This is a genomic window from Acetobacter oryzoeni, from assembly GCF_004014775.2.
GTDB lineage: Bacteria > Pseudomonadota > Alphaproteobacteria > Acetobacterales > Acetobacteraceae > Acetobacter > Acetobacter oryzoeni.
Window position 1 is genome coordinate 100491 of record NZ_CP042810.1, and the last position, 23703, is coordinate 124193.

18 protein-coding genes and 1 pseudogene are annotated in these 23703 nt (G+C 49.6%); 11 read left to right on the forward strand and 8 right to left on the reverse strand.

The window, feature by feature from the left end:
• Positions 1–110: 110 nt before the first annotated feature.
• Positions 111–3230 carry a Hint domain-containing protein gene (locus EOV40_RS14605; protein ID WP_244297069.1) on the reverse strand — a complete coding sequence of 1040 codons (3120 nt, stop codon included), beginning with the start codon at positions 3228–3230 and terminating at the stop codon, positions 111–113.
• Positions 3231–4281: 1051 nt separating this feature from the next.
• Here EOV40_RS14605 and EOV40_RS14610 point away from each other — a divergent pair.
• The 3 genes from EOV40_RS14610 (at position 4282) to EOV40_RS14620 (ending at position 10018) form a co-directional block, all read left to right on the forward strand.
• Positions 4282–5541, forward strand: coding sequence for an autotransporter strand-loop-strand O-heptosyltransferase (locus tag EOV40_RS14610; RefSeq protein ID WP_128106465.1), 1260 nt, complete (start codon positions 4282–4284; stop codon positions 5539–5541).
• Between the two features lie 5 nt (positions 5542–5546).
• The gene (locus EOV40_RS14615) at positions 5547–8780 is read left to right on the forward strand and encodes a Hint domain-containing protein (protein ID WP_128106466.1); all 3234 of its coding nucleotides are present in this window, start codon (positions 5547–5549) and stop codon (positions 8778–8780) included.
• A gap of 158 nt (positions 8781–8938) precedes the next feature.
• The gene (locus tag EOV40_RS14620) at positions 8939–10018 is read left to right on the forward strand and encodes an IS5 family transposase (RefSeq protein ID WP_128106467.1); all 1080 of its coding nucleotides are present in this window, start codon (positions 8939–8941) and stop codon (positions 10016–10018) included.
• 608 nt (positions 10019–10626) lie between these two features.
• On the opposite strand, the gene EOV40_RS15565 is transcribed toward EOV40_RS14620, so the two are convergent.
• Positions 10627–10992 (reverse strand): helix-turn-helix domain-containing protein, encoded by a 366-nt coding sequence (locus EOV40_RS15565; protein WP_408740523.1) that lies wholly within the window; start codon positions 10990–10992, stop codon positions 10627–10629.
• 306 nt (positions 10993–11298) lie between these two features.
• Here EOV40_RS15565 and EOV40_RS14630 point away from each other — a divergent pair, with 306 nt between their 5' ends.
• A complete protein-coding gene (locus EOV40_RS14630; protein ID WP_128106468.1) occupies positions 11299–12789 on the forward strand; it encodes a tyrosine-type recombinase/integrase in 1491 nt (496 codons plus the stop codon).
• Between the two features lie 491 nt (positions 12790–13280).
• Positions 13281–14204 carry a replication protein RepA gene (locus EOV40_RS14635; protein ID WP_128106469.1) on the forward strand — a complete coding sequence of 308 codons (924 nt, stop codon included), beginning with the start codon at positions 13281–13283 and terminating at the stop codon, positions 14202–14204.
• 734 nt (positions 14205–14938) lie between these two features.
• On the opposite strand, the gene EOV40_RS14640 is transcribed toward EOV40_RS14635, so the two are convergent.
• Positions 14939–15637 carry a hypothetical protein gene (locus tag EOV40_RS14640; protein WP_128106470.1) on the reverse strand — a complete coding sequence of 233 codons (699 nt, stop codon included), beginning with the start codon at positions 15635–15637 and terminating at the stop codon, positions 14939–14941.
• The gene (locus tag EOV40_RS14645) at positions 15634–16230 is read right to left on the reverse strand and encodes a ParA family protein (RefSeq protein WP_244297070.1); all 597 of its coding nucleotides are present in this window, start codon (positions 16228–16230) and stop codon (positions 15634–15636) included. The genes EOV40_RS14640 and EOV40_RS14645 overlap by 4 nt, the downstream gene beginning before the upstream one ends.
• Before the next feature lie 493 nt (positions 16231–16723).
• On the opposite strand from EOV40_RS14645, the pseudogene EOV40_RS14650 reads away from it, so the two are divergent.
• Positions 16724–19594: pseudogene (locus EOV40_RS14650) on the forward strand (lactate dehydrogenase); the annotation flags it as partial.
• Positions 19595–19713: 119 nt separating this feature from the next.
• The gene (locus EOV40_RS14655; protein WP_128106471.1) at positions 19714–20148 is read left to right on the forward strand and encodes a hypothetical protein; all 435 of its coding nucleotides are present in this window, start codon (positions 19714–19716) and stop codon (positions 20146–20148) included.
• A 53-nt stretch (positions 20149–20201) separates the two neighbouring features.
• Here the strand turns inward: EOV40_RS14655 and EOV40_RS14660 are convergent, their stop codons facing one another.
• The 4 genes from EOV40_RS14660 to EOV40_RS14675 form a co-directional block, all read right to left on the reverse strand.
• Positions 20202–20399 (reverse strand): hypothetical protein, encoded by a 198-nt coding sequence (locus tag EOV40_RS14660; RefSeq protein ID WP_128106472.1) that lies wholly within the window; start codon positions 20397–20399, stop codon positions 20202–20204.
• A 204-nt stretch (positions 20400–20603) separates the two neighbouring features.
• Entirely contained in the window at positions 20604–21182 is a 579-nt protein-coding gene (locus EOV40_RS14665) for a MucR family transcriptional regulator (RefSeq protein ID WP_128106473.1), read from the reverse strand.
• A 123-nt stretch (positions 21183–21305) separates the two neighbouring features.
• A complete protein-coding gene (locus tag EOV40_RS14670) occupies positions 21306–21590 on the reverse strand; it encodes a hypothetical protein (RefSeq protein ID WP_128106474.1) in 285 nt (94 codons plus the stop codon).
• A 4-nt stretch (positions 21591–21594) separates the two neighbouring features.
• Complete coding sequence (locus EOV40_RS14675) at positions 21595–21945, reverse strand: hypothetical protein (protein ID WP_128106475.1); 351 nt, start codon at positions 21943–21945, stop codon at positions 21595–21597.
• Between the two features lie 280 nt (positions 21946–22225).
• Between EOV40_RS14675 and EOV40_RS14680 the strand changes: the two genes are divergently transcribed.
• The 4 genes from EOV40_RS14680 (at position 22226) to EOV40_RS14695 (ending at position 23688) form a co-directional block, all read left to right on the forward strand.
• The gene (locus tag EOV40_RS14680; protein WP_244297071.1) at positions 22226–22444 is read left to right on the forward strand and encodes a hypothetical protein; all 219 of its coding nucleotides are present in this window, start codon (positions 22226–22228) and stop codon (positions 22442–22444) included.
• A 58-nt stretch (positions 22445–22502) separates the two neighbouring features.
• Positions 22503–22805, forward strand: a complete 303-nt coding sequence (locus tag EOV40_RS14685; RefSeq protein ID WP_128106476.1) for a hypothetical protein — start codon at positions 22503–22505, stop codon at positions 22803–22805.
• A complete protein-coding gene (locus tag EOV40_RS15080) occupies positions 22798–22944 on the forward strand; it encodes a hypothetical protein (RefSeq protein ID WP_157894002.1) in 147 nt (48 codons plus the stop codon). The genes EOV40_RS14685 and EOV40_RS15080 overlap by 8 nt, the downstream gene beginning before the upstream one ends.
• Before the next feature lie 327 nt (positions 22945–23271).
• Positions 23272–23688 (forward strand): hypothetical protein, encoded by a 417-nt coding sequence (locus EOV40_RS14695; RefSeq protein WP_128106477.1) that lies wholly within the window; start codon positions 23272–23274, stop codon positions 23686–23688.
• Positions 23689–23703 lie beyond the last annotated feature (15 nt).

The following is a 23703-nucleotide window of genomic DNA, read 5'->3' on the forward strand; positions in this document are numbered from 1 at the left end:
TTAAGACATCAATTTCTTTGCCTTCGCATGTCTTTCCTCTCAATGTCTCACCGTAAAAAAGGCCCTCCTTTCAAAAGGAGAGCCCATCGTAGACTACGTTGTCTACGATATTATGCTGATTTGAATGCGGACGCGACAGTCTGTTTAGTGCGGACATGATAAGGGCCAGCAGCACGCACAGTAATGGACAAAATCCCCATTTCGCCATGCGTCAGATGATCACCCAATGGAAGCTCGGCATCCCCATCAGTCCAGGCACAGTCTGTCCAATCCGTGTCATGCCAGCCAACAAGCATCTTTTCCTGAAGGTGGGCTGTGATATCGCACAACTTTTTAGCACACTGAAGCTGCACCTCTGCAACAGCAACCCCCATATAACGACGATCATCGACAAAAGGACCAATGACGTCAGACGGGCGGCTGGCACGCGAGAGGATCCGCACAGAATGCGTTTCAGATGGTAACATAAAGCTGTAACGATTAGCCGTCCTGCGCATGGGCCGGATTACAGCACCCATCTGCGTGATCAGATGCAGATCTGGATCGTTAGTTATCTCAACAGTTTCAGCCGGAATTTGGCAACCAGCAACACTGTTTTCACGCCATTTCAGAGCATGGAACAAGGATTCCACAAAAGACCGGTCTACCTCCAAAGGAGCGCCTGCATCGTCAATCCAGCTTTTCACAGAACCACGCAGTGTCACGATCGTGCCTTCCTGACGGAAGGAAGAACGGTTGCCTGTATCTAGATAACTTTCGGTCAGCATGCCATCCGCGGTGATGACGGAATGCTGCTCTGTTTCCACATGATAGTAGTCATAGGATGTGATGGACTTATCGTAAAAAATTGATGCACCATTCACCAGCATCCGAACAGGCACAAAACGGTCTTTGAAGAACAGGCAGTGTTCAGCCGTAATCAGCATATCCTTATACGGAACGCCATCAGAAACGGCGTCTTTAAGAATACGAACCGGCCAGCCTGCCTCATCATCAGAAAGTTCAGGACGCACTGTCGCACGCGCTTTACCAATCCAGACAACTTCACGGATAACGTCCGTGTTGTTTCTCCAGTCAAAAGCGATCACATCATCACCAATCTGGAGATCTTCGACTGCCACATCGCTCTCTGACGTACGGATCATGCTACCTGCAAGAAAGCAGACTTCGTAAACAAGATTATTATTATCACCAACAACCAAAGCATTTCCGTGGCTTGAGACACCTTCAATAGTTAAGCCAATTGCATGGCCATTTGTCAGATTAATCCAGACTTGATTAGGATCATTTGAATCGTAGGCAACGTCGTGAACATCACCTTGTTTGATACCGGCCAGTACAATGCCGTCTGAATCTCCACCAGTGGTGCCATTAAAGCCAGAAATGACAGTAGTAACAATACCACCTTCTGTAAGGCCGGAAATAACCAGACCAGTATTCGTGTCGCCATCCATGACAATGGTCCCACCAGCATCGGAATAAATCGTTGCTGTGCCACCATTCTGAAGAGAGAGTGTGCCTGCCAATATTGCACCAGCAGAAAGCCCAATTTTCCCGCCGGAACTCACCGTAGCGCCGCTTAATGTTCCTCCGGAAGTGATATAAGACGCACCGCCATTTTCAACAGTGAGTGCGCTGGCGGTTCCATTAGAATAAATATACTGGAAACCCCCCGTCCCAATCGTTGCACTAATGGACGTACCTGAGCCCTTTCCCCCGACACCCTCAAAATCATCGCCCGAGCCATCTCCCGTCACCATTGTTCCGGATGTTACACCACCACTCTGAACGTTAAGAGTGCCGCCAGAAACAATAGTATCTATAGCTACACCGCTTTTTACCCACTGCGTACCGCCATTTATAAACCCATGCCCACCACTACCAAGCGTAACATTGCTAACTGTACCTGCCGATACAGTCATTGTGCCACCATTTTCGAATGTACCTCCAGACAGGAAGCCACCACTCATTGTAATCCCACCGCCATTTGCTGAAAGGTTATAAACACTGCCTGTATTAGTTATGGTAAGATTGCCGTAACCGCTTGTTACAGCGTTATAGACTGTTCCATTAGTAACCTGAATTGTACCTGTATTATCGGCGTCAGTGCCCAACACCCGTATGCCAGAAACGACACCTCCCCGATCAACCTCAAGTGACCCGTTGATAATGGAACCACCGGAAAGATATGCTGAAACTTCAGTGCCATTAATAGACGCCCCACTAATATCGTTATTTCCAGATGAGAACTCTATATTATATGCAGAAGCACCATACCCAATAGTGATATTCTTAGCGGAACTAATATCGGCAAGAACACCACCTGAAAAAACTCTTATTTGTCCCGCATCAACCCAGTTATCATTTACATCAAAATATCCACCGTCTCCCATTGTTCCGCCGGACAAAAGACCTTTAACAATTGCAGACCCGCCGTTTATGGTTGTGTGAAAAGCACTCGCATTACTATCGACATAAAGGGTTGCAGACCCATTTGCGAGTGTCGTCTCATCCACCGTACCTCCCGCTAAAACCCACAGGTTTCCAGCACTTATCGTCGTGCTGAGCATACTACCTGCATTGGAAATTACGCCGCTTGATTCAAATGGAATAGAATTCAAGGTTGTTGACGCCACGCTGGCACCAGCACCAACATCAAGTTCACCACCATTTACCACTGTACTTGTAGCACTGGCAGGGCTACCATTTAGCGTGAAATTACCACCCTGCCCTACAGATGCATTGCTAAAAGTGCCCTGCTCTGCCAGAAGTTTACCGCCAGAACTGGCCGTAACACCGTTAGCAACAGCGCTTGAACCCTTAGCATCAATCATGCCGCCAGACGTAGCGGTACCACCGTTTACGGTGCCACTATTGATGATAAGATAGCCTTCTCCGTTAAGAGCAGATGGATTGGAAACTGTGGCTGTATCAACGGTAGCGCCGTTGTTAACCTCGGCATATCCGCCATCTATAGTCAGGCCACTTAGCGTAGCGCCGCTATCTACACCAATCCAGCCAGTATCTTGAGCTGTCCAGTTTGAAGCTGTACCGCCGTAAACATAACCGTGGCCACCAGAAATGGCGCTAACATTTGTTGCCGTCCCACCAGCATCGACTTCAATACTATTACTGCCGGATACATAAACGTTATCTATGTTTGTAACAGTGCTACTATTTACCTGTCCGGGAACTTTTACATTCTCGGTAATTTGAGTCGGATCACTCATTTTCATTTACCTTTTTGTTTCAAGATATTCTTGCACTGCTCAATCACCTGCTGTGCCGTGATCCGTCGGAGCATTCGAACTGTCACAGTGTGCCTACATACCGGGAGCACCAGAGGAATTTCTAGTGACTGAAACAATTTTCTAGTTATGAAAGAACAAACTGAAAATACAATTTATTCAGAAAAATACAATTTTTCTGACATTTTCCCATAATGAGTGAAAATTTTTAAGAACTTAAAAATATAAAAAAGCCTGGTTTCCCTTTTTCAAAAGAAGAAACCACACTTTAGAATTTTAGCTTATCAGGCTGAGCGAGCAGTCAATGAGACTGCTTTCGGCTCGGCTTTCTGATAAGGACCAGCGACACGCACAGTAACGGACAAAATTTTTATTTTATCATGCATCAGATAATCACCCAATGAAAGCTCGGCATCCCCTTCAGTTCAGGTACAGTCCGTCCAATCCCTGTCATACCAGCCAACAGGCATATTTTGCCGAAGGTGGACTGTAATATCGAGCAACCTTTTAGGGCGTGTCGTTAGTTGGAATATGGTTGCGTAACACTTGTACTTCCACTTGACCTCTGATGTTTCCTTCCTGTTTTTTGGACCGGGAGAAATGGGAGTGCGACGATATGGTTTGCGGGAGAGCCAGTGGGATCGGATAACTGACGACACGCTCTAGTTTTTCGTTTGCTCGTGTTTTTTTAAAGCGGATGTGTACACTCTCTATTAGAGATCTCACGCTTTGATAAATCACCACATATATGTGACAGACAAATGTTGTTTGATTAATAAAATCAATTAGAATTATCTTGAAGCGGCATGAAAACTTAAATCGTCTTTCCTTGCACCCGTTCACTTTGTTTCACTCGTTAATTTCTTAACTGAGGACTGCACCAAAAAGCAATGCCAAAGGGTCTTTCCAATTTTTTACATCTGAAATTGCATTTCTAATTATACGCAAAAATACGTCAGAAAACTATTGACATTAGTGTGTTTTTTTTACACTAACATGTTTATGCGGATTATATTTATCGGTGACATTAAGCATGACTGAGAAAACGACTGTAACCAGTCATCCCACAACAACACAAGCGCCTCCATATCCCACGGCCGCAGCACTTCCCACGCAGCAAGCCCCCAAGAATATTCGGTTTGATTTTAATGAAGGATGCCGGGTTCACCTCCCCTTGCTAGAAGAAACAGAAGGCACTTGGCGCGTTGAGCTTACAGATCTGGATACCGGAAATGTTTTGTTCGCACAGGCAGGGTTGAACCAAGCACTCGTTCGCTCATCCAAGCGTTGGTATGTACGGTTTGGCATTACAGTTTGGCAGGATGTCACTTCAGAAGACGGAAAAACCACTAGCATACAGGTTTTCTCCCACGCTTACGATTCAAAAGATAAGCAGGTACTCATCGTATTTCCTATTGGAACATTGGGGGATACGTTGGCATGGATGCCGTATGCGGCACGTTTTGCTGAGGTGCGACAATCGCAGGTAACATGCGCCATGTCCGAGCTTCTGATTCCGTTATTTCAGGATGCTTACCCGCACATCAATTTTGTGACGCATGATGATGTGCGGGCCCAAAAACTGACAGAGCAGGCTTATGCCACTTATTACCTGGGCCTCTTTTTTGATGATGCTGCGTGTAACTGGCAGCCCTCAGACTTTCGTTTGGTAGGCTTGCACAAGACAGCAGCTTACATTTTGGGAGTGGCTCCCGAGGAAGAACCAGCAAAAATCAGTTTTCCAGATGAGGGCCGTCCTATTGAGGAACCTTATGTCTGTATTGCAGCTCAGGCATCATCTCAATGCAAATACTGGAACAATCCAACGGGATGGGACGAAGTTATTAAATGGCTGAAAACCCAAGGATACCGGGTGGTCTGCATTGACCAGAAAACCGTACATGGCACGGGTATTGTCTGGAATCACATTCCGTATGGTGCAGAAGACCAAACAGGCAGTCGCCCTCTGACAGAACGCGCGCGTTGGCTGAAACATGCTGCGTTCTTTATCGGTTTGGGGTCTGGCTTGTCTTGGCTTGCGTGGTCTGCAGGAACCCCTGTGGTGATGATTGCTGGCTTCAGCCACCCCATAACCGAATTCGAAACGCCTTTCCGTATCATCAACTGGCACACCTGTAACTCCTGCTGGAATGATCCGAAAGAGCGTTTTGATCACCACGATTTTTTGTGGTGCCCGCGGCATGCAAATACGCCGCGTCAGTTTGAATGCACACGTCTCATTACTGCTCAGCAAGTTATTCGCGCAGTAAAAACAATTATTTATAAAAGGTAGAGAATATGACGGATATTACGTCTGATACCACTATTGGTGGGAATAGTAGTAATGCCACGGAGCTAAACGGTGGCACAGTTGTTAGCGGCGCTCGGCTTTTTGTTAGCTCAGGTGGGACAGCTACACATGTCAGCGCTACGATTAATGGATATATAAATGTTTGTGATGGGGGGAATGCGGTCAGTTCCTATCTGTCCGGTAGTGATCCTACGACCAGTGCAGCAGCAACACTGAATGTATCATCCGGAGGCAATGCAAGCTTTACTTCAGCAGTAAGCGGCGCAAACATCATTGTCTATTCAGATGGTACAACTGATCATGATATTGCTGGCGCAGGCGGACAGGAAACTGTCTCCGGCACAGCAACGAATCTGACAGTTAATAACGGTCATGCCTATCTCTCTAAGGGTGGCAGTGGCGCCAACTGGACTGCTGAAAACGGTGGCTGGATCGGTGTATATGATGGCGGCACGTTAACCAGTGTTACAGTAACTGATGCGAATACATACGTCGATGTTCAGGGTGGGCAGGTCACCAATGCCACGGTTACCAGTAGTGGCATTCTTCAGATTGAAAATGGCGTAACCGTTTCTGTTATTAGTGCTACATCTGGTGGTTCCATCCAGGTTTCGAGTGGCGGCACAGCTACAGACGCTACCATTGGCACAGGTGGCGTTCTGGACGTTGCCAATGGTGGCTCAAGCATTTCTGCCACGCTTAGTGAATCGGATGCTACATTTAGTCTTTCTGGATCTGCTTCTGATACAACAGTTTCTGCCGGCGCTGTAAATGTTTATAAGGGCGGCGTACTTACCAGCACTACAGTTCAGAGTGGTATTGTCACTCTCTCTGGTGGCAGCGCTTCTCATGTAAGCGCAACAAATGGTAGCGGCGGCATTATTGTTGGTGGAACTGATAGTAGTGGCAATGTTATTAGTGGCAGTTTAACATCTGCAACGCTTGCCAGTGGTGGATATGTCCATATTTCTGCTGGTGGCACTGCAACTTCTGATGTCGTTTCCAGCGGCGGTACGGAGTATGTAGACAAGGGCGGCAACAGTATTTCCGCTCAAATTGTCACCTCAAATGCCAATATCATTGTATCAGCCGGTGGTTCGGCCACCGATGCAACAATCGTCAGTGGCTACGCAACAGTTTACGATAGCGGAACCATGGTGGGCGGTTCCATTCAAAGTGGAATTATCACTGTTTCCGGTGGTGTTGTTTCCAATGTAACGGCTGACAATGGCGGGGGTTTTGATGTTTCCGGTGGGAGCGTTTCTGGCCTTCAGCTGAATACAGGTGGCTTTGTTAACCTTTACGATGGCGGCTCTGCTACGGATATTACTGGCAGCGGAAGCAATCTTAGTAGCGGTGGAAATGGTGGTATAAATATTTCTGGTGGCACACTTACGAGTGCATCTTTTCAAGATGGAAGCACTCTGAGTGCCACAGGCGGGACGATTACAAGCGCTACATTCAATAGCAATGGTTACGGCTTTGCGTCCAATGCATCTCTGACAGACACACATATTAATCCGAACGGCAATCTGGTTGTTTATGCTGGCGCCACAACAACCAATACAGTGGTAGATGGCACGGGGGCTGAGGAGAACTCTACTTTCGAAGCAATCTCGGCTGGCGGTAGCTCTATTAATGCCACAATCGAAAATGGTGGCTACCAATATGCGAACGCAAGTGCCACAATTATTAACCCGACCGCTAAAAATGGCGGGAATATCATCATTCATTCCCAAGGTATCTTAAGTGGTGCGACAATTTCTCAAGGTGGGTCATTAAGCATTGAAAGTGGCGGCCAGCTAAACGGTACTGTTACTCTGCAAGATGGTGGGAAAGCAACAATCTATCCAGATGGCGGCGGCGTTATCAATTTGGGTGGAGACGACAACACGGGCTTGGTTATTTCTGGTCTGACTTCAGATCCGACATCTGATGTTGTCGTCAGCACAGAAATTGATGATTTTACTGGGAGTACTGCAGGTAGCTCTGATGGGATTGAGCTGGCAGGACTGAAAGCTTCTGACGTTACTGCAGTAACAGTCAATACAGATGACGCTGTTCTGACCCTCACGAATGGTAAAACCGTTACTCTTAATATCAAGGGGGCCGGGAGCGTAGGATATAATATTTCTGAGTCGGCCGAAGATGGCTCTCTGATTTACGAAGTCTGTTTCCTGTCTGGCAGTATGATCCGGACCTCAGAAGGCGATGTAGCGGTTGAAGATATCCAGATTGGTGATCAAGTCGTTGCCTTTGATTGGAAAAACAACAAGGACATCACGCGCCCTGTCGTATGGGTGGGCAAAGCACATGCAAATGTTCGTCCTGGCTTACCGGATGACGAGGCAGGTTACCCTGTACGTGTTCTTAAAGATGCCATTTCTGATGGTGTGCCCTACAAGGACATGCTGATTACGTCTGAACATTGCCTGTTCTTTGAAGGTAGATTTGTGCCCGTTCGTATGCTGGTGAATGGTACTTCAATTTTCTATGACAAGTCCATTACCTCTTACGATTACTATCATGTGGAAACAGATCAGCATTCTGTCATCACAGCCGATGGCATGTTGACTGAAAGTTATCTGGATACAGGTAATCGTCATGCGTTCCGTCAGAAAGGCAAAATTGCAGCTTTGCGCATTCATACCAAAAGTTGGGAAGATAATGCCGGGGCTCCGCTGTGTGTCGAGCGCTCCTTTGTAGAGTCTCTGTTTCACAAGCTGAAGGTGCGTGAAAACACTGTGCTTGGGTGTGCTGTGCCAACAGAGCAGGCCGAATTGACGGAAGATCCCAATCTCCATCTAGTAACACAGGCAGGAGCAGTTATTCGTCCGGTAAGGCAGGAAGACCAGCGTTACAGCTTTATGCTGCCCGCCAATACGCAGTCTGTACGCATTGTTTCACACGCCAGTCGCCCAGCTGATGTGATCGGACCGTTTGTGGATGATCGACGTCAGATGGGTGTGGCTGTAGCGGACGTATACTTTATTACGGCCAAAAAACTGCATCCCGTGACGACGCATCTTCAGGCAGACAAGCCGGAAGGTTGGTATGATACAGACTGGACAGATTGCGCATGGACAAACGGCAATGCCGTGCTGCCATTGGGTGATTTCACCAAAGGGAATATGGGCCTTCTCTCCATGACCATCCGTGCAAAAGGACCATATCTGCGCAATACGCAGCTGAAATCTAACACCAAAAAACAGTCTGCTTAATCGGTCCTGTTAAGTTAAGCGTAAAGAGGGCTTTCTCTTTCTTCGGGAAAGCCCTCCCCTATAAAAAAATATTCTAAATGGAGGGCTCTAAAAGCCTCTTGGTTTTGAGGCCCTCCCTGTGATTCCATTTCTTCGGTTTTTATTGGAGGAACGGCGATATGAAACAGCCCGATTTCTTTGATGTTGAAGAGCGGCTTACCCGATTAAGCGGGCTAGGAAATCAGCTTGAAACATGTTTCCGGACCGTGAATTTTGAGGCGTTCCGCACTGATCTGGACAAAAATCTGGCCTATTCAGACAGGAGCAAAGGCGGTCGTCCGCCGTTTGATCCGGTGCTGATGTTCAAAATCCTGGTCATCCAGACGCTGAACAATCTGTCCGATGACCGAACGGAGTATCTGATCAATGACCGTCTCTCTTTCATGCGCTTTCTTGGTCTGGGGCATTCGGACCGCGTTCCGAATGCCAAAACGATCTGGTTGTTTCGTGAGCGTCTGACCGAGGCAGGCGCCATCCAGCAGCTGTTCGAGCGCTTTGACGCCACCCTGCGTAACGCTGGGTATCTGCCGATGTCCGGCCAGATCCTGGATGCCACGCTGGTGGCAGCGCCAAAGCAGCGCAATACCAACGGGGAGAAAGAGGATCTTCGTGAAGGGCGGATCCCACAGGACTGGCAGGACAAGCCGGCAAAGCTGTCCCACAAGGACAGGCACGCCCGCTGGACGCTGAAATTCACGAAGGCGAAGCGTCAGGATGACGGGACGCTCCCGGCCACGGACCTCGCCATTCCGTTCTTTGGTTACAAATCACATGTTTCCATCGATCGAAAGTTTCGACTGATCCGGAAATGGAAGACGACGGATGCCGCTGTCAGTGATGGTGCCAGACTGCGCGAGGACCTGCTGGATAAAACCAATACGGCCTCAACGGTCTGGGCCGACACCGCGTATCGCTCGAAAGCCAATGAGGACTTCATGGAAAAGGAGGGCTTTGTCTCGAAGGTTCACACGAAAAAGCCGCATCTCAAGCCTATGCCACGCCATATCCAACGGTCCAATGCAGGGAAGTCGGTGATCCGCTCGCGTGTCGAGCATGTCTTTGCCGATCAGAAATCACAGACAGGGCTGTTCGTCCGAACAGTGGGTATCACCCGGGCCACAATGAGGATCGGTCTGGCCAATATTGTCTACAACATGCGCCGCTTCCTCTTCCTCGAGAAGTTGAATGCGGGCACGTAGCCACCCCGGTGGCGATACTCCCCGGTCTGCTCAAATCGCAGAGCGAAAATCAGGATAAGGAACCTGAAATCACGCACAAGAGCACTCAGTCAAAGGTTTTTCGAACCCTCCATCTTGAGCGTCCCCACCCAGGACATGAACCGGACCACGATCGCTTATTGACTATTTGAGTTACCTCTCTTTTTCTTACGAGAAGAGACTACGCTAACGGCTCATGTCGACTTCAGATGCAGATAAATTACCTGTTGATCCTGACAAGGAGAAACTCGCCGAACCTCTGGATCCGGCTGATATGGGCACCGATTTCCATACAGTCCCATGTGTTCTCCTAAGGGGTTGACTGCCCCTCAAGCCGCATTTTCTCTCCGGAAACGATAATGATGGCTCTATCATTCCCAATGAATGCGATACAAAATCGTAATTATTCCAATATTGTCGGAGCGCTACGAGGTTAAGCAAATGGATTATGCTCGACATCTCCCTTTCCCTCTATCTTGAATACAATATTCCGAGACACGGGGCCTTTTATGGAAGGCCCCGTAGCCCTCTCGTTTTAATAAAAACCCAGACAAAAACGGCATCTTTGAGATAGGATGTACGTTTACGTTTTACGCCGCTATCGATGTCGATCGCGCGTTTTTTGCAGATAATGGCAAACGGCACGCAAAATCAGAAGCCAGAGGATCGCACCCAGCTGGGGCAAGTTTACCCCTCTGGACGAGACTTGCCAGCAAGGCACGAAGTCTAGTCTCAGAGACGCCGGTATAGGTCTGGAGTGATGTCAGAGTTACGCCCCGTCCATCATGGCCCAGACGGCGAAACAAGGAGATGACACGCTCTTCCAGCATATCATCACCAAAGATGGGACATGTTACCATCACACGCCTCCATCCAATCGGTTGCGCCTTTTCCGAGAAACCGTACGCAGGAAGCAGCGATAGCGTAAATAGAGTCTTTTCAGTTTCGACATCCATATCCTCCTATTAAAGCAACATGGATCTCAATCGTTTAGTTCAGGACGCTTAAGGTCAGACCCGAAGGCATCTGACACACCTAAGATTGGAAGGGATTTTTTCCTCGTCAAGTGGTCCAGAAATATAGAAATTTCCTCATTATACGGGTGATGGAGCAACCTAGGAATATCAAGGGTATCACAGGCTATCGGATGAAGAGACAAGAAACTGTTTGAACAGATTTTCTGAATCTCAAAGTTTCAGAGAGAACTTCGAAAACAAGTTTACTTCTGGTCTAATCTCCCAAGATCATTAGAATAACGAGTCATGCTTGATACCCTGCATATAACTGGCTCCTGGCCGGTTTTACGTTCTTATGTTCTTGAGCAGGTAGATCGTCTGACCTGCCAACGTCTGAATGATCCCCAGGCCTCAATTGATATTTTGCGGCCTATTCTCTCGACGGCACATTTTTCCCCACCGCTTCCTGTGTTGATCGCCGGCAGTGCACTTCCCGATGGATCCTTCCTGCCAGATACCGAATTGCCCCGCCGTGCGGAACATGCCGCCGCTGCAGGAGAAACTGTCAAGGCGATCTTTCCTACTTTGCCTTCTGGCTATCAGATCGAACTGGCGTTGGAAATTGACTGCGAAAAACTGGCGTTCGTTGCCACATTGGTGTCATCCAAGATCAGCAGTAACAGTGGCCCACGAGCCGAGAAAGAAGACACTTCAAAGATTCTGCCTCCCGCACCTATCGGGCAGGCTCCAGCCAACGTAACACGCTGGTTTTCAGCATTTTGCGAAATCGATATACCAGAGCACGATGGGCGGCTTGAAACATCGCAAGCAGCTGTGGGAGCATTCTTGCAACATGGCAAGTCCGCAAATACGCGGCGTGCCTATCGTTCAGCTATTAAGGGATGGTGTGCCTGGACAAACCGTCATGGTCTCCCTGCCCTGCCCGCACGCAGCACAGATGTGGCGACCTATCTCGCAGATCTTGCGCTCCGTGGTCGCAAGCCGACGACGATCGAACTGCATCGTGCAGCACTTCGCTACCTCCATCACATCGCTCAACTTCCTATCCCGACTGCCCAGGCTTTGGTCACGGAAACAGTGGCTGGTATCCATCGATCTCCTGGCAAGGAAATGCCGCGGCAGGTCAAAGGTCTGACATGGGACATGATGTGCGAAGTGATTGATGCAATCCCGATGACCACATTGGTAGACGCACGCGATCGAGCAATCCTCCTGATCGGTTATGGTGGGGCGTTACGACGCTCGGAGTTGGCGTCTATTCAGCTTGAATACGTCACTCTGGATGATGACTACATGCGGATTACGCTCCCTCAATCCAAGGGCGATAAGCAGAACAAGGGCACTGTGGTCGTTATTCCCCGTGGTATTACGCGCTTTTGTCCGGTTCGTGCGTGGGAGACGTGGTTACGGCTATCAGGTCTTAAACCGCGCAAGAAAACGGCAAACGACCATTCCACGACAGCGGCCTTTCCACGCATCTGGTCTCCTGCGGCCTCGAAACTAGGTGCGTCACCCCCTCTCCCGAAAATTGGCACACAAAGTCTCTCTGACTGGTCTGTGGCCAAGATCATCAAACGACGATGCCTTGCCGCCGGCCTCGAAGGAGACTTTAGCGGACATAGTCTGCGTCGTGGGGCCATCACGACGGGGGCGCAAGACAATTACGATCTGATGGCGCTCAAGCGTTTCTCGCGTCACCGGGATTACCGTGTCCTGGAAGCTTATATTGAGGATGATCAGGCTCTAACCCGACATCCAGGAAAAAGTCGGTTTTGAATCGATATAGGCTTAATTCTGCATTTCCTAATCTCAAAAACGAAGAAAGGCCGTCGCCTGATATTTCAAAATTCAGATATCTAAAATCGATGCATGAAGAATTTTTACACTCACAGTAACTCCTACTTTTTGGGAGCCGACTCGTATTGGAGGTAATTTGGACTCTCTCCACGGGTATAAAATATATCCGTGACCCTTCGGTTTCATTGGACTCTTTCCACGATGTCCAACTTTTATCAAGCGAACTTATCCACAATCTAGTTTACGCACCAAATCTTATCCTTTGGACTCTACCCGCGGTAAGTTTGGACTCTCTCCACGATAATGGGCTTATCCCTTGGACTTTGCCCACACATAAACTAATAAAGAATCAAATAATAACAAATAGTTTTTGTGGACAGAGTCCAAAGAACCGTGGACAGAGTCCAAATTCCTTGTCGTGGACAAAGTCCAAATTGACGAACAAATTTTCCTTATGACATTGTTCAAGTATGGGACAGATTCATAGCTTACTAGACAGATTTGGCGTTGAAGAAATGCGGCGATTAGCCTCACTTGAGGATAAAACACAACGCCTGTGTGTCGAAGCTGCTCATGAAGTAATGTCTGATGAAGATCAGGCTATTGGTATAGCTCATGCAGGATTTGCAATGGCCGCTTTACCACATAAAAAAATCTCAGAATCTATTTGGCGCCGCGAAGGAGGTTCAATCCAACTTCTGGTAGAAAGTGGTTTAGATAAAGAAAATAAAGCCGTAGGCGTGCCATTTGGTGCAATGGCTAGACTTATCCTTCTATATCTACAAACACAAGCCGTAAGAACCAGATCCAGAGAAGTCGAGCTCGGATCCAGTATGAATGCTTGGTTAAAAGCAATGGGTGTTTCAGTCGGTGGCAAAACCTATATTGCTGTTAGAGATCAAGCTAATCGTATTAGTCGATGCCGTCTGACGTTCACTAGAACAAATGCTGGTGCAGAAATTATAACTAACGGTGCGTTTGTCCGTGACGCCATCATGCCAATTGAATCTGAAAATGGAAACCAACTATCATTTTGGAAAGAAGCCGTAAGACTAGATGAAGGCTTTTATGAGAGCCTTATTGAACATCCACTTCCTCTTCGTGAAATCGCAATTCGACAAATATCTAATAAATCTAAGGCAATCGATATTTATATCTGGTTGGCTTACAGATTACATGTACTTAACGATCCGCTTACTTTAAGTTGGAATACATTAAAAAATCAGTTCGGTCCGGAATATAAAGAATTACGATATTTTAAAAAAGACATTGTTACTCCGCTTAAAATTGCTCTCTCAGTCTACCCGGAAGCTAAGGTACAGATGGACGATAAATATGGAATCATTCTTTATCCTTCTCCACCGCCAATTCCCGAAAAGCGAATTGGGAGGTAAATTTTCACGTCAATAAGAAAAAACATACTAGAATTGCAGGAAGATTTTAAATTAACTACTTTTCGATAAGCGCGAATTAGAATTTTTATAAACCTTGTGGACAAAGTCCAAATTCTTATTATGAACATAAATTCCTTACAGGAATAAGATCAATTTCTGAGGAACTTTCGTCATACTTAGACATCACTATTAACTTTTGATTTATTTTTGGACTCTCTCCACAATGAAGGATCTGCGCGGGAATGTCCGTTATCCAATCCCGCATTAACACATGTCTTTTTTAGTCAGAAATCAACAGGCATGACTATTTATCCGCATGCATCCTATCATACGAGCTTTCCATGAAGATCGACTTGCTCTTACTACCCATAATAGCACGCCGCTTCCCTTTTCCTCGAGAGAATTAGCCCTGCGGATCGCAACGAAGAGCACAAAACCCTCACTGTTCGAGTTGCCGCACCAAAATCAGCTACTAGTTCGTCGAACGGTACGTTAGAAACCTGAAATGAAAAACCAGAATCATTAAACAATGATCTTGTATTCCTCCAACTGTTGATTTCTAACGAGTTTGTCACGATGATTACTCCCGTTAATTTAATGGGAATAAATACTCCGACATCAGTAAGATAATATCTGAATTCTCACTACGGCTTGTATGGATATCTCTAAGCTTACAAGACGTAGCGGATTCATCTAGAATTATGCGTCCTATTCGTAATAAATGAACGAACTTATTAATCTTCATCAAGTAATGTTTGGATTTCTTTGAGACGAGTTCTTATTGCGATTAGCTGCTCAAGCATGTGCTTTCGGGTAGATTTTAATCGCCGCGCCTCAGTAGATAATGCAGCAAAATCAACATGCGAAATATTTCGTTTGATTGCTTTACGAAAAGCAATGATGGCAGACCTCGAAGTGTTTGGACCCACAAGACCTTGCTCGCGCGCAATATCGAGCTCGTCTGGTGCGAGTAAACTTAATTGGTAGGCGGCACTATATGAACCGGGCAAAGATGTCTCATCGAGACGGCCGGTATCTACAACGGTAGCAATGCGTCTAAATTGAGATGCAACAGGTTCTGAGAAAGGAAAAAATTCTTCGAAGCTTGATTTAAGTCGATTTTTTTCTTCTCGAGAAAAAAGTACGTTGTCGAGCGTATTTAATGCCCGTCCAATCTCTAAGAATGAACGTGCAGCTCTTTCCCATGCAGCGTTAACGGCTCGTTGAGTTTCGAGAATAACGCGAATACGTGCTTGATCACTTGCTAGTTCGGTGCCAGAAAAAACGCTACTTATGGTCTCTAAGGTTTCTGACGATACAATAGTTAACTCGCGTAGCTCTTGGGGACGGGCATCGAATGCCGGCACTTCGTCTGCATCCAAATCCTGTAGAGCTCGTAGAGAAACGCCCCGCCTTGAAGTTGCTTTACTCATAAATCCAACTCCTGTTTTAGGTATGCCCACAACGCACCGAAAGCCTCAGCATTTTTCGGTTTACTTAGATCCATCACTCCAAGGCCTTTACCATTTGCTAAAGATATTTCTTCAGCTTGTGATATTTCTATTGGACAGACTGGACCTACATTCATTAATTTTGAACGAATAGTCGCGTAGGAACGCGCACGTATATTAGCTCGATTAATAATAAAAGCCGCTTTTACATTACTTTGTTTCAGATGTCGCATCCATGGAGCGACACTATCAAAGTCATCTTGGGTCTGTTGGCAAGGTACAAGAACGAAATCAGCCCCTTCACACAGTCCGAGAATCGCGGTCATATTAATTTCTATTGATGGCGGTGTATCAATAACAATAAAGTCAGCTGTAGAATCACACGCTTCTTTCAATGCGCCTCGCCAGTCATCTAGCATTACGCGACGCACTGGAATTTCCGAGACACCAGAGATTCCAGCTCTGACGCGTTCACGTCGCTCTGCCCAGGTGGCTAGAGTTGCTTGTTTATCCATATCAAGACCGAGTACATTTTTTCCTGCCCTTGAAGCTAAAACCAAGATATTTCGTGACAAAGACGACTTACCTACTCCTCCTTTGGGAGAAGAGAGCATTATTATAGATTGTCGGTGATTGTTTTTTGGCCTTACCATTGTGACCTCAGATCATGAGATAAAAACACGCTAAAAACGTGTAACCTAATTGCAGTATACCCGCAAAACATAACGCAGGCAGATAGATATATCCAGAATTTTTACGCCGTAAAAATTTTACGGCGTAAAATAAAGCGGTCAAATATACCATACACCAGCCCTGAGTATGTGGCGCAAGTGGTTGGTGCTCGCCATGCTCGCCCGCTACGCGGTCTGTGCGTGGCTCCGCTCCTAGCGCAGGGCGCCGCACTTGCCCCACCCACTCCGGCCCGGTTGTCGGGAAAGTATCAAGGAGACGGAATAAGGAAAGAGTAAACACTCCCCGTCCTGCACTTGATCCCGACCAACCCAGCAATCAGGCCCCCGACCCTCAGAAGAGGTGTCGGGCGAAGCCGTTTGGACGGAGTGTGCCATCATGTCCATGTCTGTCTCGCAACTCAATCTGTTCGATACTACAGTGCTGTCAGGTGAACTTGCAGCCCTCTGGTCTCTGGAAGATGACCAGCCCATACCGGAAGTCTCGCTCCCCTCCCCTCAGACCTTCCGCATCCCGCAGCGGGATTTTCGTCTAAATGGCGTACGTGGTCTGGCTCAAGGCTGGAAAGCGCGTGCAGAAGCAAACATCGCAGCGATCGCACTGCTCGCGACACTTGAACGTGAGGATCGGAACGCCACAGCAGCAGAGCAGGACGTGCTGGTCCGTCTTACGGGCTTTGGCGCTGGTGAACTGGCCAACAGCCTTTTCCAGCCAACAGGCAGAGAGGTACGCAAGGGATGGGAAAGTCTTGCCGCAGAACTTGAGCATCTAACGTCGGAGACAGAACGCGCCGGTCTGCAACGTGCTACCCAGTATGCCCATTATACACCCGAACTGATCGTTCACTCGATGTGGGACATGGCCCTGCGTATGGGGTTTCTAGGCGGTTCAGTGCTTGAACCGGGGTGTGGCACGGGACTCTTCATCGCAGCCCGCCCAGAAAAACTCGACGGCAAGATCGCTTTTACCGGCATTGAGAACGACCCCATCACTGCCCGTATCGCGCGCAAGCTCTACCCGAACCAATGGATCCGCAGTGAGGACTTCACGCGTGCCCAGCTCCCACAGGGCTATGATCTGGCGATTGGCAACCCTCCCTTCAGTAACCGCATGGTGCATGGTCGTGAGGGACTGGAGAGGCAGGGTCTGAGCCTCCATGATTTCTTCATCGCCCGTTCACTCGAAGTTCTGCGTCCAGGCGGGATCGCCCTGTTCGTAACCTCTCGTTACACACTGGACAAGACTGATCCGACAGCCCGACGGATCATTGGCGAGAGTGCTGACCTTCTTGGCGCCGTGCGCTTGCCTGAAGGCGCAATGCGGGACGCTGCCGGGACTGATGTCGTAGTCGATGTGCTGGCATTCCGCAAACGTGAACCTGGAGAAATGTCCTCCAGCGAACACTGGATTGAAACAGCCGAAGTTCCCGAGAGCGACCACGGAAATGGCTCGCTACTCGTAAACCGGTATTTCCTTGATCACCCGGATCAGGTTCTTGGCACACATGTCTGGACTACAACGCAGTTTGGTCCTGGCTACACCTGCGCGCCTCGTGCGGAGACTGAGCTAGATCTTCTTCTTCCGCAAGCCCTGAACCGGATCGCACTCAGCGTGCATTTCCGTCCCCCTCGCGAGGCCCGCATTGTCCGACCAGCCGGTGAGGGCGTCACTATTGGAACTGCAGCAAGTGGGGCTGATCTCAAGGAGGGAAGCTACTTTGTTGATCGGGGTGTGCTGCACCAGATCATTGAGGGACAGGCCCAGATCGTACCGATCCGCAAGGCAGGACAGACAGAAGGGATTTTTGCCAAACATGCGCGGATCATTCGTGCGCTGGTGCCCATCCGTGATGCCGCGCGCAGTGTATTGCGGGCGCAGATGCAGAACCTGCCTTACGGTCCTCAGCAGCGCACTCTGAAAAAGGCCTATCAGAGCTTCGTGCGTGAATTTGGGCCGATCAATCATACTCGCACCACGCTGCGCGAGAACCCCGAAACAGGCAAGACGCGCGAACCCCAGCGTCGTCCAAACCTGCAACCCTTTCTGGATGACCCTGACGTCTGGCTGGTTGCTTCGATCGAGGAGTATGACGAGCGCACGGATACGGGGCGCATGGGGCCGATTTTCTCCGAGCGTGTCATTCATGCCCCAACAGAGCCGGAAATCCACGGAGCCCATGACGCACTGGCTGTATCGCTACGTGAAACGGGCCGGGTGGATCTGCCTCTCACTGCCGAATTGTTGGGACGGAGTGAAGCCGGTGCCTTGGCTGAACTGGGGGAGAGCATTTACCTCGATCCCGAACGCAGCGAGCAGGGCAGGGACGTCTGGATCACGTCTGATGAGATGCTCTCAGGCGCCGTGCGAACCAAACTGGCTCTTGCACGCGAGGCCGCACATCATGATCAGCGGTATGCACGCAATGTCAGCGCCCTTGAAGGCGTGCAGCCGCCGGATCTGCGTCCCTCTGAAATTACGGCCCGTCTGGGTGCGCCCTGGTTGCCCGTCACTGACATTGAGGACTTCGTGCACGAGGTCATGGGGATTGAAACGACCATTCGTCATACCCCAGAGGTCGCATGCTGGAGTGTCAACCCTGCGCCATTCCTGTCACGCGCAGAAGCAACATCTGTCTGGGGCACGGAACGACGCAATGCGGCTGAACTTCTGGAGGACGCGCTGTCCCAGTCCATTCCCAAAATCTGGGATCACGGGCGCGATGAGAATGGCAATGACCGGCGCGAACTCAATACGCAGGAAACCGAGGCAGCCAAGGAAAAACTGGCGGCTATCAAGAGCGCGTTCGAAAAATGGGTCTGGGGGGATCCCGAGCGCTCGGACCGTCTCGTAAAGCTCTATAACGAGACCTACAATAACCTTGTGCCGCGTGCCTTTGATGGCAGTCATCTGCGTCTGCCTGGAGCGAGCAGTGTGATTACCCTGCGTGCTCATCAGAAGCGCGTGGTTTGGCGGATTATCGCTTCAGGACGCACCTACATGGCGCATGCCGTGGGAGTGGGGAAAACATTCTCCATGGCCGCGGCCGTCATGGAGCAGAAACGGCTTGGACTGATCAGCAAGGCCGTGATTGTGGTGCCAGGTCATTGCCTTGCACAGATGGCGCGTGAGTTTCTCATGCTTTATCCCACGGCACGGATCATGGTGGCCGACGAAACCAATTTCGTCAAAGCCAAACGCCAGCGTTTCATTGCCCGTGCGGCGACAGAAAACTGGGACGCGACCAGTATCTTTTTTTCGAACTGGGTGGTGATAACAACCTTTATGAACCATACTCCACGAACAACCGCACGAGGCAAAGACGTGTAAGAGACTGGTCTTTGATTGCAATGGGATCTGACTGGGAAGTCATGCGTCAACTCGTCACGTTTTCCGCTTCTTGTGAAGGCGGCGGTATGCGCTTCAGTGGTGCTTCTGATACTTCTGCTGAAACCTATATTCGCAAATGCCGGGCGACATTGGCTGGTGCTGTCTCGCCTGGACATCTCTTGCAGAAAATGAGCTGTGGGGTGTCGTTGCAAATTGCACGATCAGAAATTGAAGGCTCATCATGGCGGCAAGGAAATATCGAGAAGCTCACGACGCTTCTCGGCCCGTCTGGGAGCACTGATAGGTATGAGTGGTATCTCAGACCTTTGCATGTCATCAAAGATGCCGCGGCCCTGTTGGCATACGGCGATATGGATGGGAGGCCAATTTACAACATGGCAAGTGTCAGCGTGCTCAGTTCGTCCAAGGGGCCTCTGATGAAGGAATTACAGTCGCGGAACGCTGAATTGTTCTAGAGAACAGACGGTCCTGCCTGCATAGTCTGTTATGCAGGCAGGATGCATCAGTCTTAAACCCTATCGCCTGCTTTCATCATGTAACGCCAGGCGATTACGGCACACACTGCTGAAGGAAGAATCATCAATTTTGCCGTGATTGGGCAAGCATTACAAGCAGCTCCGATAGCGATGGTCCCAAAAAGCATTTCGAAGGTGCCGAAAATACCACCTTTAACCATATCGCTTTGGTATTCTTGAAGACCCGTCATGATTGTTTCTTTTCTTGCTGTTAATTAGGGGCCAGCGCCGAACAGACTGTCCGTCCCCCCACGCCATGCCGCCAGAAAGGCAGGAAGAATAAGTAAAAAAACGCGAGCAGTCCCTGCTTTCGTTCGCTAAACCAAAGCCAGGTGACGATGAAAACCACAACAGAATAAAGCAACAGAAATAAAAGTACGTTTATGCTCAGGCTATTACTGTCCATTTCTCGTTTTCCGACCGCGTGCCTTCCGGTCTGAGGGGATGTCTGCTTCACCTGATGAGAGTGTCGCATTGGTGTCATTGCCACGTCGCCCCAGAGAGTTGCGCTTGGCAATGGCGGCCCGCTGTGCGGAATAGTTTGGGGCCACCATGGGATATTCTGGGGGCAATCCCCAGCGTGCGCGGTACTCTTCAGGCGTCAGGTTGAAATGTCTCTGAAGGTAGGATTTCAGCATCTTTGTTTTCTTACCGTCCTCAAGACAGACGATATAATCGGGAAAGACCGAGCGCTTGATGGGGACCGCCGGTGTGCGGTCCTGAGATACGATTTTTTCGGGAGCTGGTGGTGCAGGTATGACGTCAGGGACCGGCGCAACGGAAGGCCTTGCGGCTTTCTCTGGCTTTTCAGGAGCGGGTTGGGAGAGTGTATCGAGCGTCGCATAGACTGATCTGATCAGATCTGGAAGGGCTTCAGCGCTGACCGTGTTGTTGCCAACGTAGGCTGATATGATTGTAACGGTCTGCTCCACCTTTTGTGTGTCAGGTTCGTGAACGGATACGGACTCTGTCATTGCGCCTGTCTTTCTGTTATCTGAATGTCGTCTCAATAGTAAATCTCTGACCTGTAATGGAAAAACCCATTTAACATGTCGTAAATCATAGGCAAGGTATTGCTGCTATCGCGTAAAGGGTGCTTAATCCGCCAACGATCCTTTGGTTTGGTTGTTGCATTTCATACAGGGCACGCCCTGCAGAACATGTGTTTTGTTCCGACGTTCAAGCCAGCCACTTTCCCAACCACAGCGGGCGCATGAAAACAGGGCAACGCATGTATTGCCCGGTTCGTAAATACAGCCGTGATCTCCAACATCACTCATGTGTGCCAGGTAGCGCCGTGGTGCGCGCGGCTTGCGGTATCCAAACAGATCGGCCTGACGACTGGATGCTCCTGACTGGGAGGAAGGCGTGTGTCTGTCCATGAGGTTAGCCCATCCCTGAAAAAACAGCATAGTCCTTATCTTTGTGGATATCCATGCAGAGATCCATGATGAAGGCGAGCGTCTCATGCGATGTGGCAGGACCATCCAGCCAGTGCGCCTGCTTGTTTTCGGATACCAGAAGCCAGATCTGGAAGGCACAAGGTGTCGTGATGTAAATGCCTATGCCCGCAAGGGCTGCCACAACAAGGTCCACTGTCGCAAGTTCATCACGAGGGGCAAAGCTGATCTCATCCGATCCCACTGCGTTCTGATGCGCGATTTTGACAAGCTGTTCCAATGCCGATTGCAGATGCGTGGGAAACATGCTGTTGATCTGATCTCTATCGCTGATCATCAACGAGGTCCTCTTCCTTTCACGTCAGTATTGGACACTCTAGAAGGGCATTATGCGACCAGATAGGAAAATGACGGCTTTAATGTCATCGTGATTTTGCTGTCCGCTGACTGAAAGGTTGTGTGCTTTGTACATTTCCTTTCGCCGCAAGCCCTGTCCTCTGTGAAAAAGTGCCGAAAAGGCCCGGGGGCGCCCCTGTCGGGGTGCGTTCGCCCAGCATCTCTAGGCGGCAAAGCCGCCAAGAGATGTCGAGCCCCCTAAACGGGGTCTCGCCACTTTCGTGCTAATGCTCAAGCGACAGGCCGCCCGCGAACTGTCCTCTGGCTTTACAAACGAAAACCGCGACGAAGATCGCATGGGCATTGATGGTCAGGCAAACCGCGCCGCCAAGGCTTATGCCGAATATTTCGGCTCCGAATGGAAGTCCTACAGCCGCAATTCCGTCCGCTCTCTTGACCGGCAGATTGCCGACGCACAGGCCGACGCCCTCGGTTTCTGATATGGCAACCGGGCGGCTCCGCCGCCCGGTTTTCATCCTTCACACCGGAAAGAATTGGATGGACACGAAACAGATTACAGACCGGGAGCGCCGCTTTCTGACCGCTATTCTCCCCCCAAGGCAGACCCGGAAATCTCAGAAAGACAGGCTTAAGGCTCTTGCAAGGGCTTTCCAAACGACCGCACTCAGCATTTCAGGTGCGGGCATCATCACCCCACTTTTTACGGGACAGGTGCATGTGAGTAGCCAAGGTATGATCTTGGCGGGCTGTATTGCCCTGATAGTCGAAACCATTTCCTTGCTCATTCTCGCCTTTATCCGCTATCCTGAAGATGGAAAGGAGAACGCAGACCATGAATGATTTTATTTCTAACATGCTGCTGGTTGTTGTGCCTTTCTTGGGTGGGACACTCATTTTTGGTCTCGCTCTAGGCCCAATCCTGCGCCGCCTTAACAAATTGCGCGACAGGCTCGAAGCACAGGCTCCTCATAACCCATAATCGCAAGGGCGGCCTCAGTGCCGCCTTTTCCTTGTCAGCCGGCAGTGCGTGGTGAAAAGGGGGCCAGCTGCGCTGGCCAACTATGAATGGTCGGAGCTGCGCCCCGGCAGCTCTTGGACTTTGGCCACGCTCTCCAGATCCAGTCTCCCTGAAACCTAGTCCTGCCAAGGCTCATGAAGGGCATCACTGCACCCATTGTCCTCTTCATGGATGACACGGTGCTGGGCACGACGCTCAGAATGTATCCGCTCTTATGGTTGCCGAAATCGCGTCCCGTGATGCCCATGTGCTGGTCCGGCTGGATGCGCTTCGCGGGAGGATGTCATCATGAGTGCGCTTGTGCGCCAACTGGGGCGGACGGCCTTCCATATCGTGAATGGAACGCGGGTGCCTGGCTTTGCCAGGCACAACACGCTCGGGCGTTTTGAAGGGCTGCTGCTGGACATTCAGGAGGACCCGGAAGCCTTTGCTCTTTTTCGTTCCCTAGTGCCAGAGCATAACCCTACGCCTCATGATGTCGCCCGTGGTCTGGCTGACCTTGTCCCTTTGCGCTTCCAGTTGCGAGAGGATGATGCTTTCCGGCTTTTCTCCAGATCAGGCGCACTGGCCTTCATTGCTGCGCGTCGTGACGAAGCCCGTATCGAAGGGTTGCAGGGGCTGGCAGCGCCACTCTCTATCGCTGGTGCTGACTATATGGTGCACTACATGCGTGGTTGGGACGGTAGGACAGTCGGGCATCTCTGAGAGGACAATCAAATG

Coding starts and splice junctions, on each gene's coding strand:
- EOV40_RS14615 (WP_128106466.1), top strand. CDS start 5,547: ATGACGGATATTACGTCTGATACCACTATTGGTGGGAATAGTAGTAAT.
- EOV40_RS14670 (WP_128106474.1), bottom strand. CDS start 21,590: ATGGACAGACACACGCCTTCCTCCCAGTCAGGAGCATCCAGTCGTCAG.
- EOV40_RS14605 (WP_244297069.1), bottom strand. CDS start 3,230: ATGAGTGATCCGACTCAAATTACCGAGAATGTAAAAGTTCCCGGACAG.
- EOV40_RS14660 (WP_128106472.1), bottom strand. CDS start 20,399: ATGACGGGTCTTCAAGAATACCAAAGCGATATGGTTAAAGGTGGTATT.
- EOV40_RS14640 (WP_128106470.1), bottom strand. CDS start 15,637: ATGAGTAAAGCAACTTCAAGGCGGGGCGTTTCTCTACGAGCTCTACAG.
- EOV40_RS14695 (WP_128106477.1), top strand. CDS start 23,272: ATGAGTGCGCTTGTGCGCCAACTGGGGCGGACGGCCTTCCATATCGTG.
- EOV40_RS14635 (WP_128106469.1), top strand. CDS start 13,281: ATGGGACAGATTCATAGCTTACTAGACAGATTTGGCGTTGAAGAAATG.
- EOV40_RS14620 (WP_128106467.1), top strand. CDS start 8,939: ATGAAACAGCCCGATTTCTTTGATGTTGAAGAGCGGCTTACCCGATTA.
- EOV40_RS14655 (WP_128106471.1), top strand. CDS start 19,714: ATGCGTCAACTCGTCACGTTTTCCGCTTCTTGTGAAGGCGGCGGTATG.
- EOV40_RS14630 (WP_128106468.1), top strand. CDS start 11,299: ATGCTTGATACCCTGCATATAACTGGCTCCTGGCCGGTTTTACGTTCT.
- EOV40_RS14665 (WP_128106473.1), bottom strand. CDS start 21,182: ATGACAGAGTCCGTATCCGTTCACGAACCTGACACACAAAAGGTGGAG.
- EOV40_RS15565 (WP_408740523.1), bottom strand. CDS start 10,992: ATGGATGTCGAAACTGAAAAGACTCTATTTACGCTATCGCTGCTTCCT.
- EOV40_RS15080 (WP_157894002.1), top strand. CDS start 22,798: ATGAATGATTTTATTTCTAACATGCTGCTGGTTGTTGTGCCTTTCTTG.
- EOV40_RS14610 (WP_128106465.1), top strand. CDS start 4,282: ATGACTGAGAAAACGACTGTAACCAGTCATCCCACAACAACACAAGCG.
- EOV40_RS14685 (WP_128106476.1), top strand. CDS start 22,503: ATGGACACGAAACAGATTACAGACCGGGAGCGCCGCTTTCTGACCGCT.
- EOV40_RS14675 (WP_128106475.1), bottom strand. CDS start 21,945: ATGATCAGCGATAGAGATCAGATCAACAGCATGTTTCCCACGCATCTG.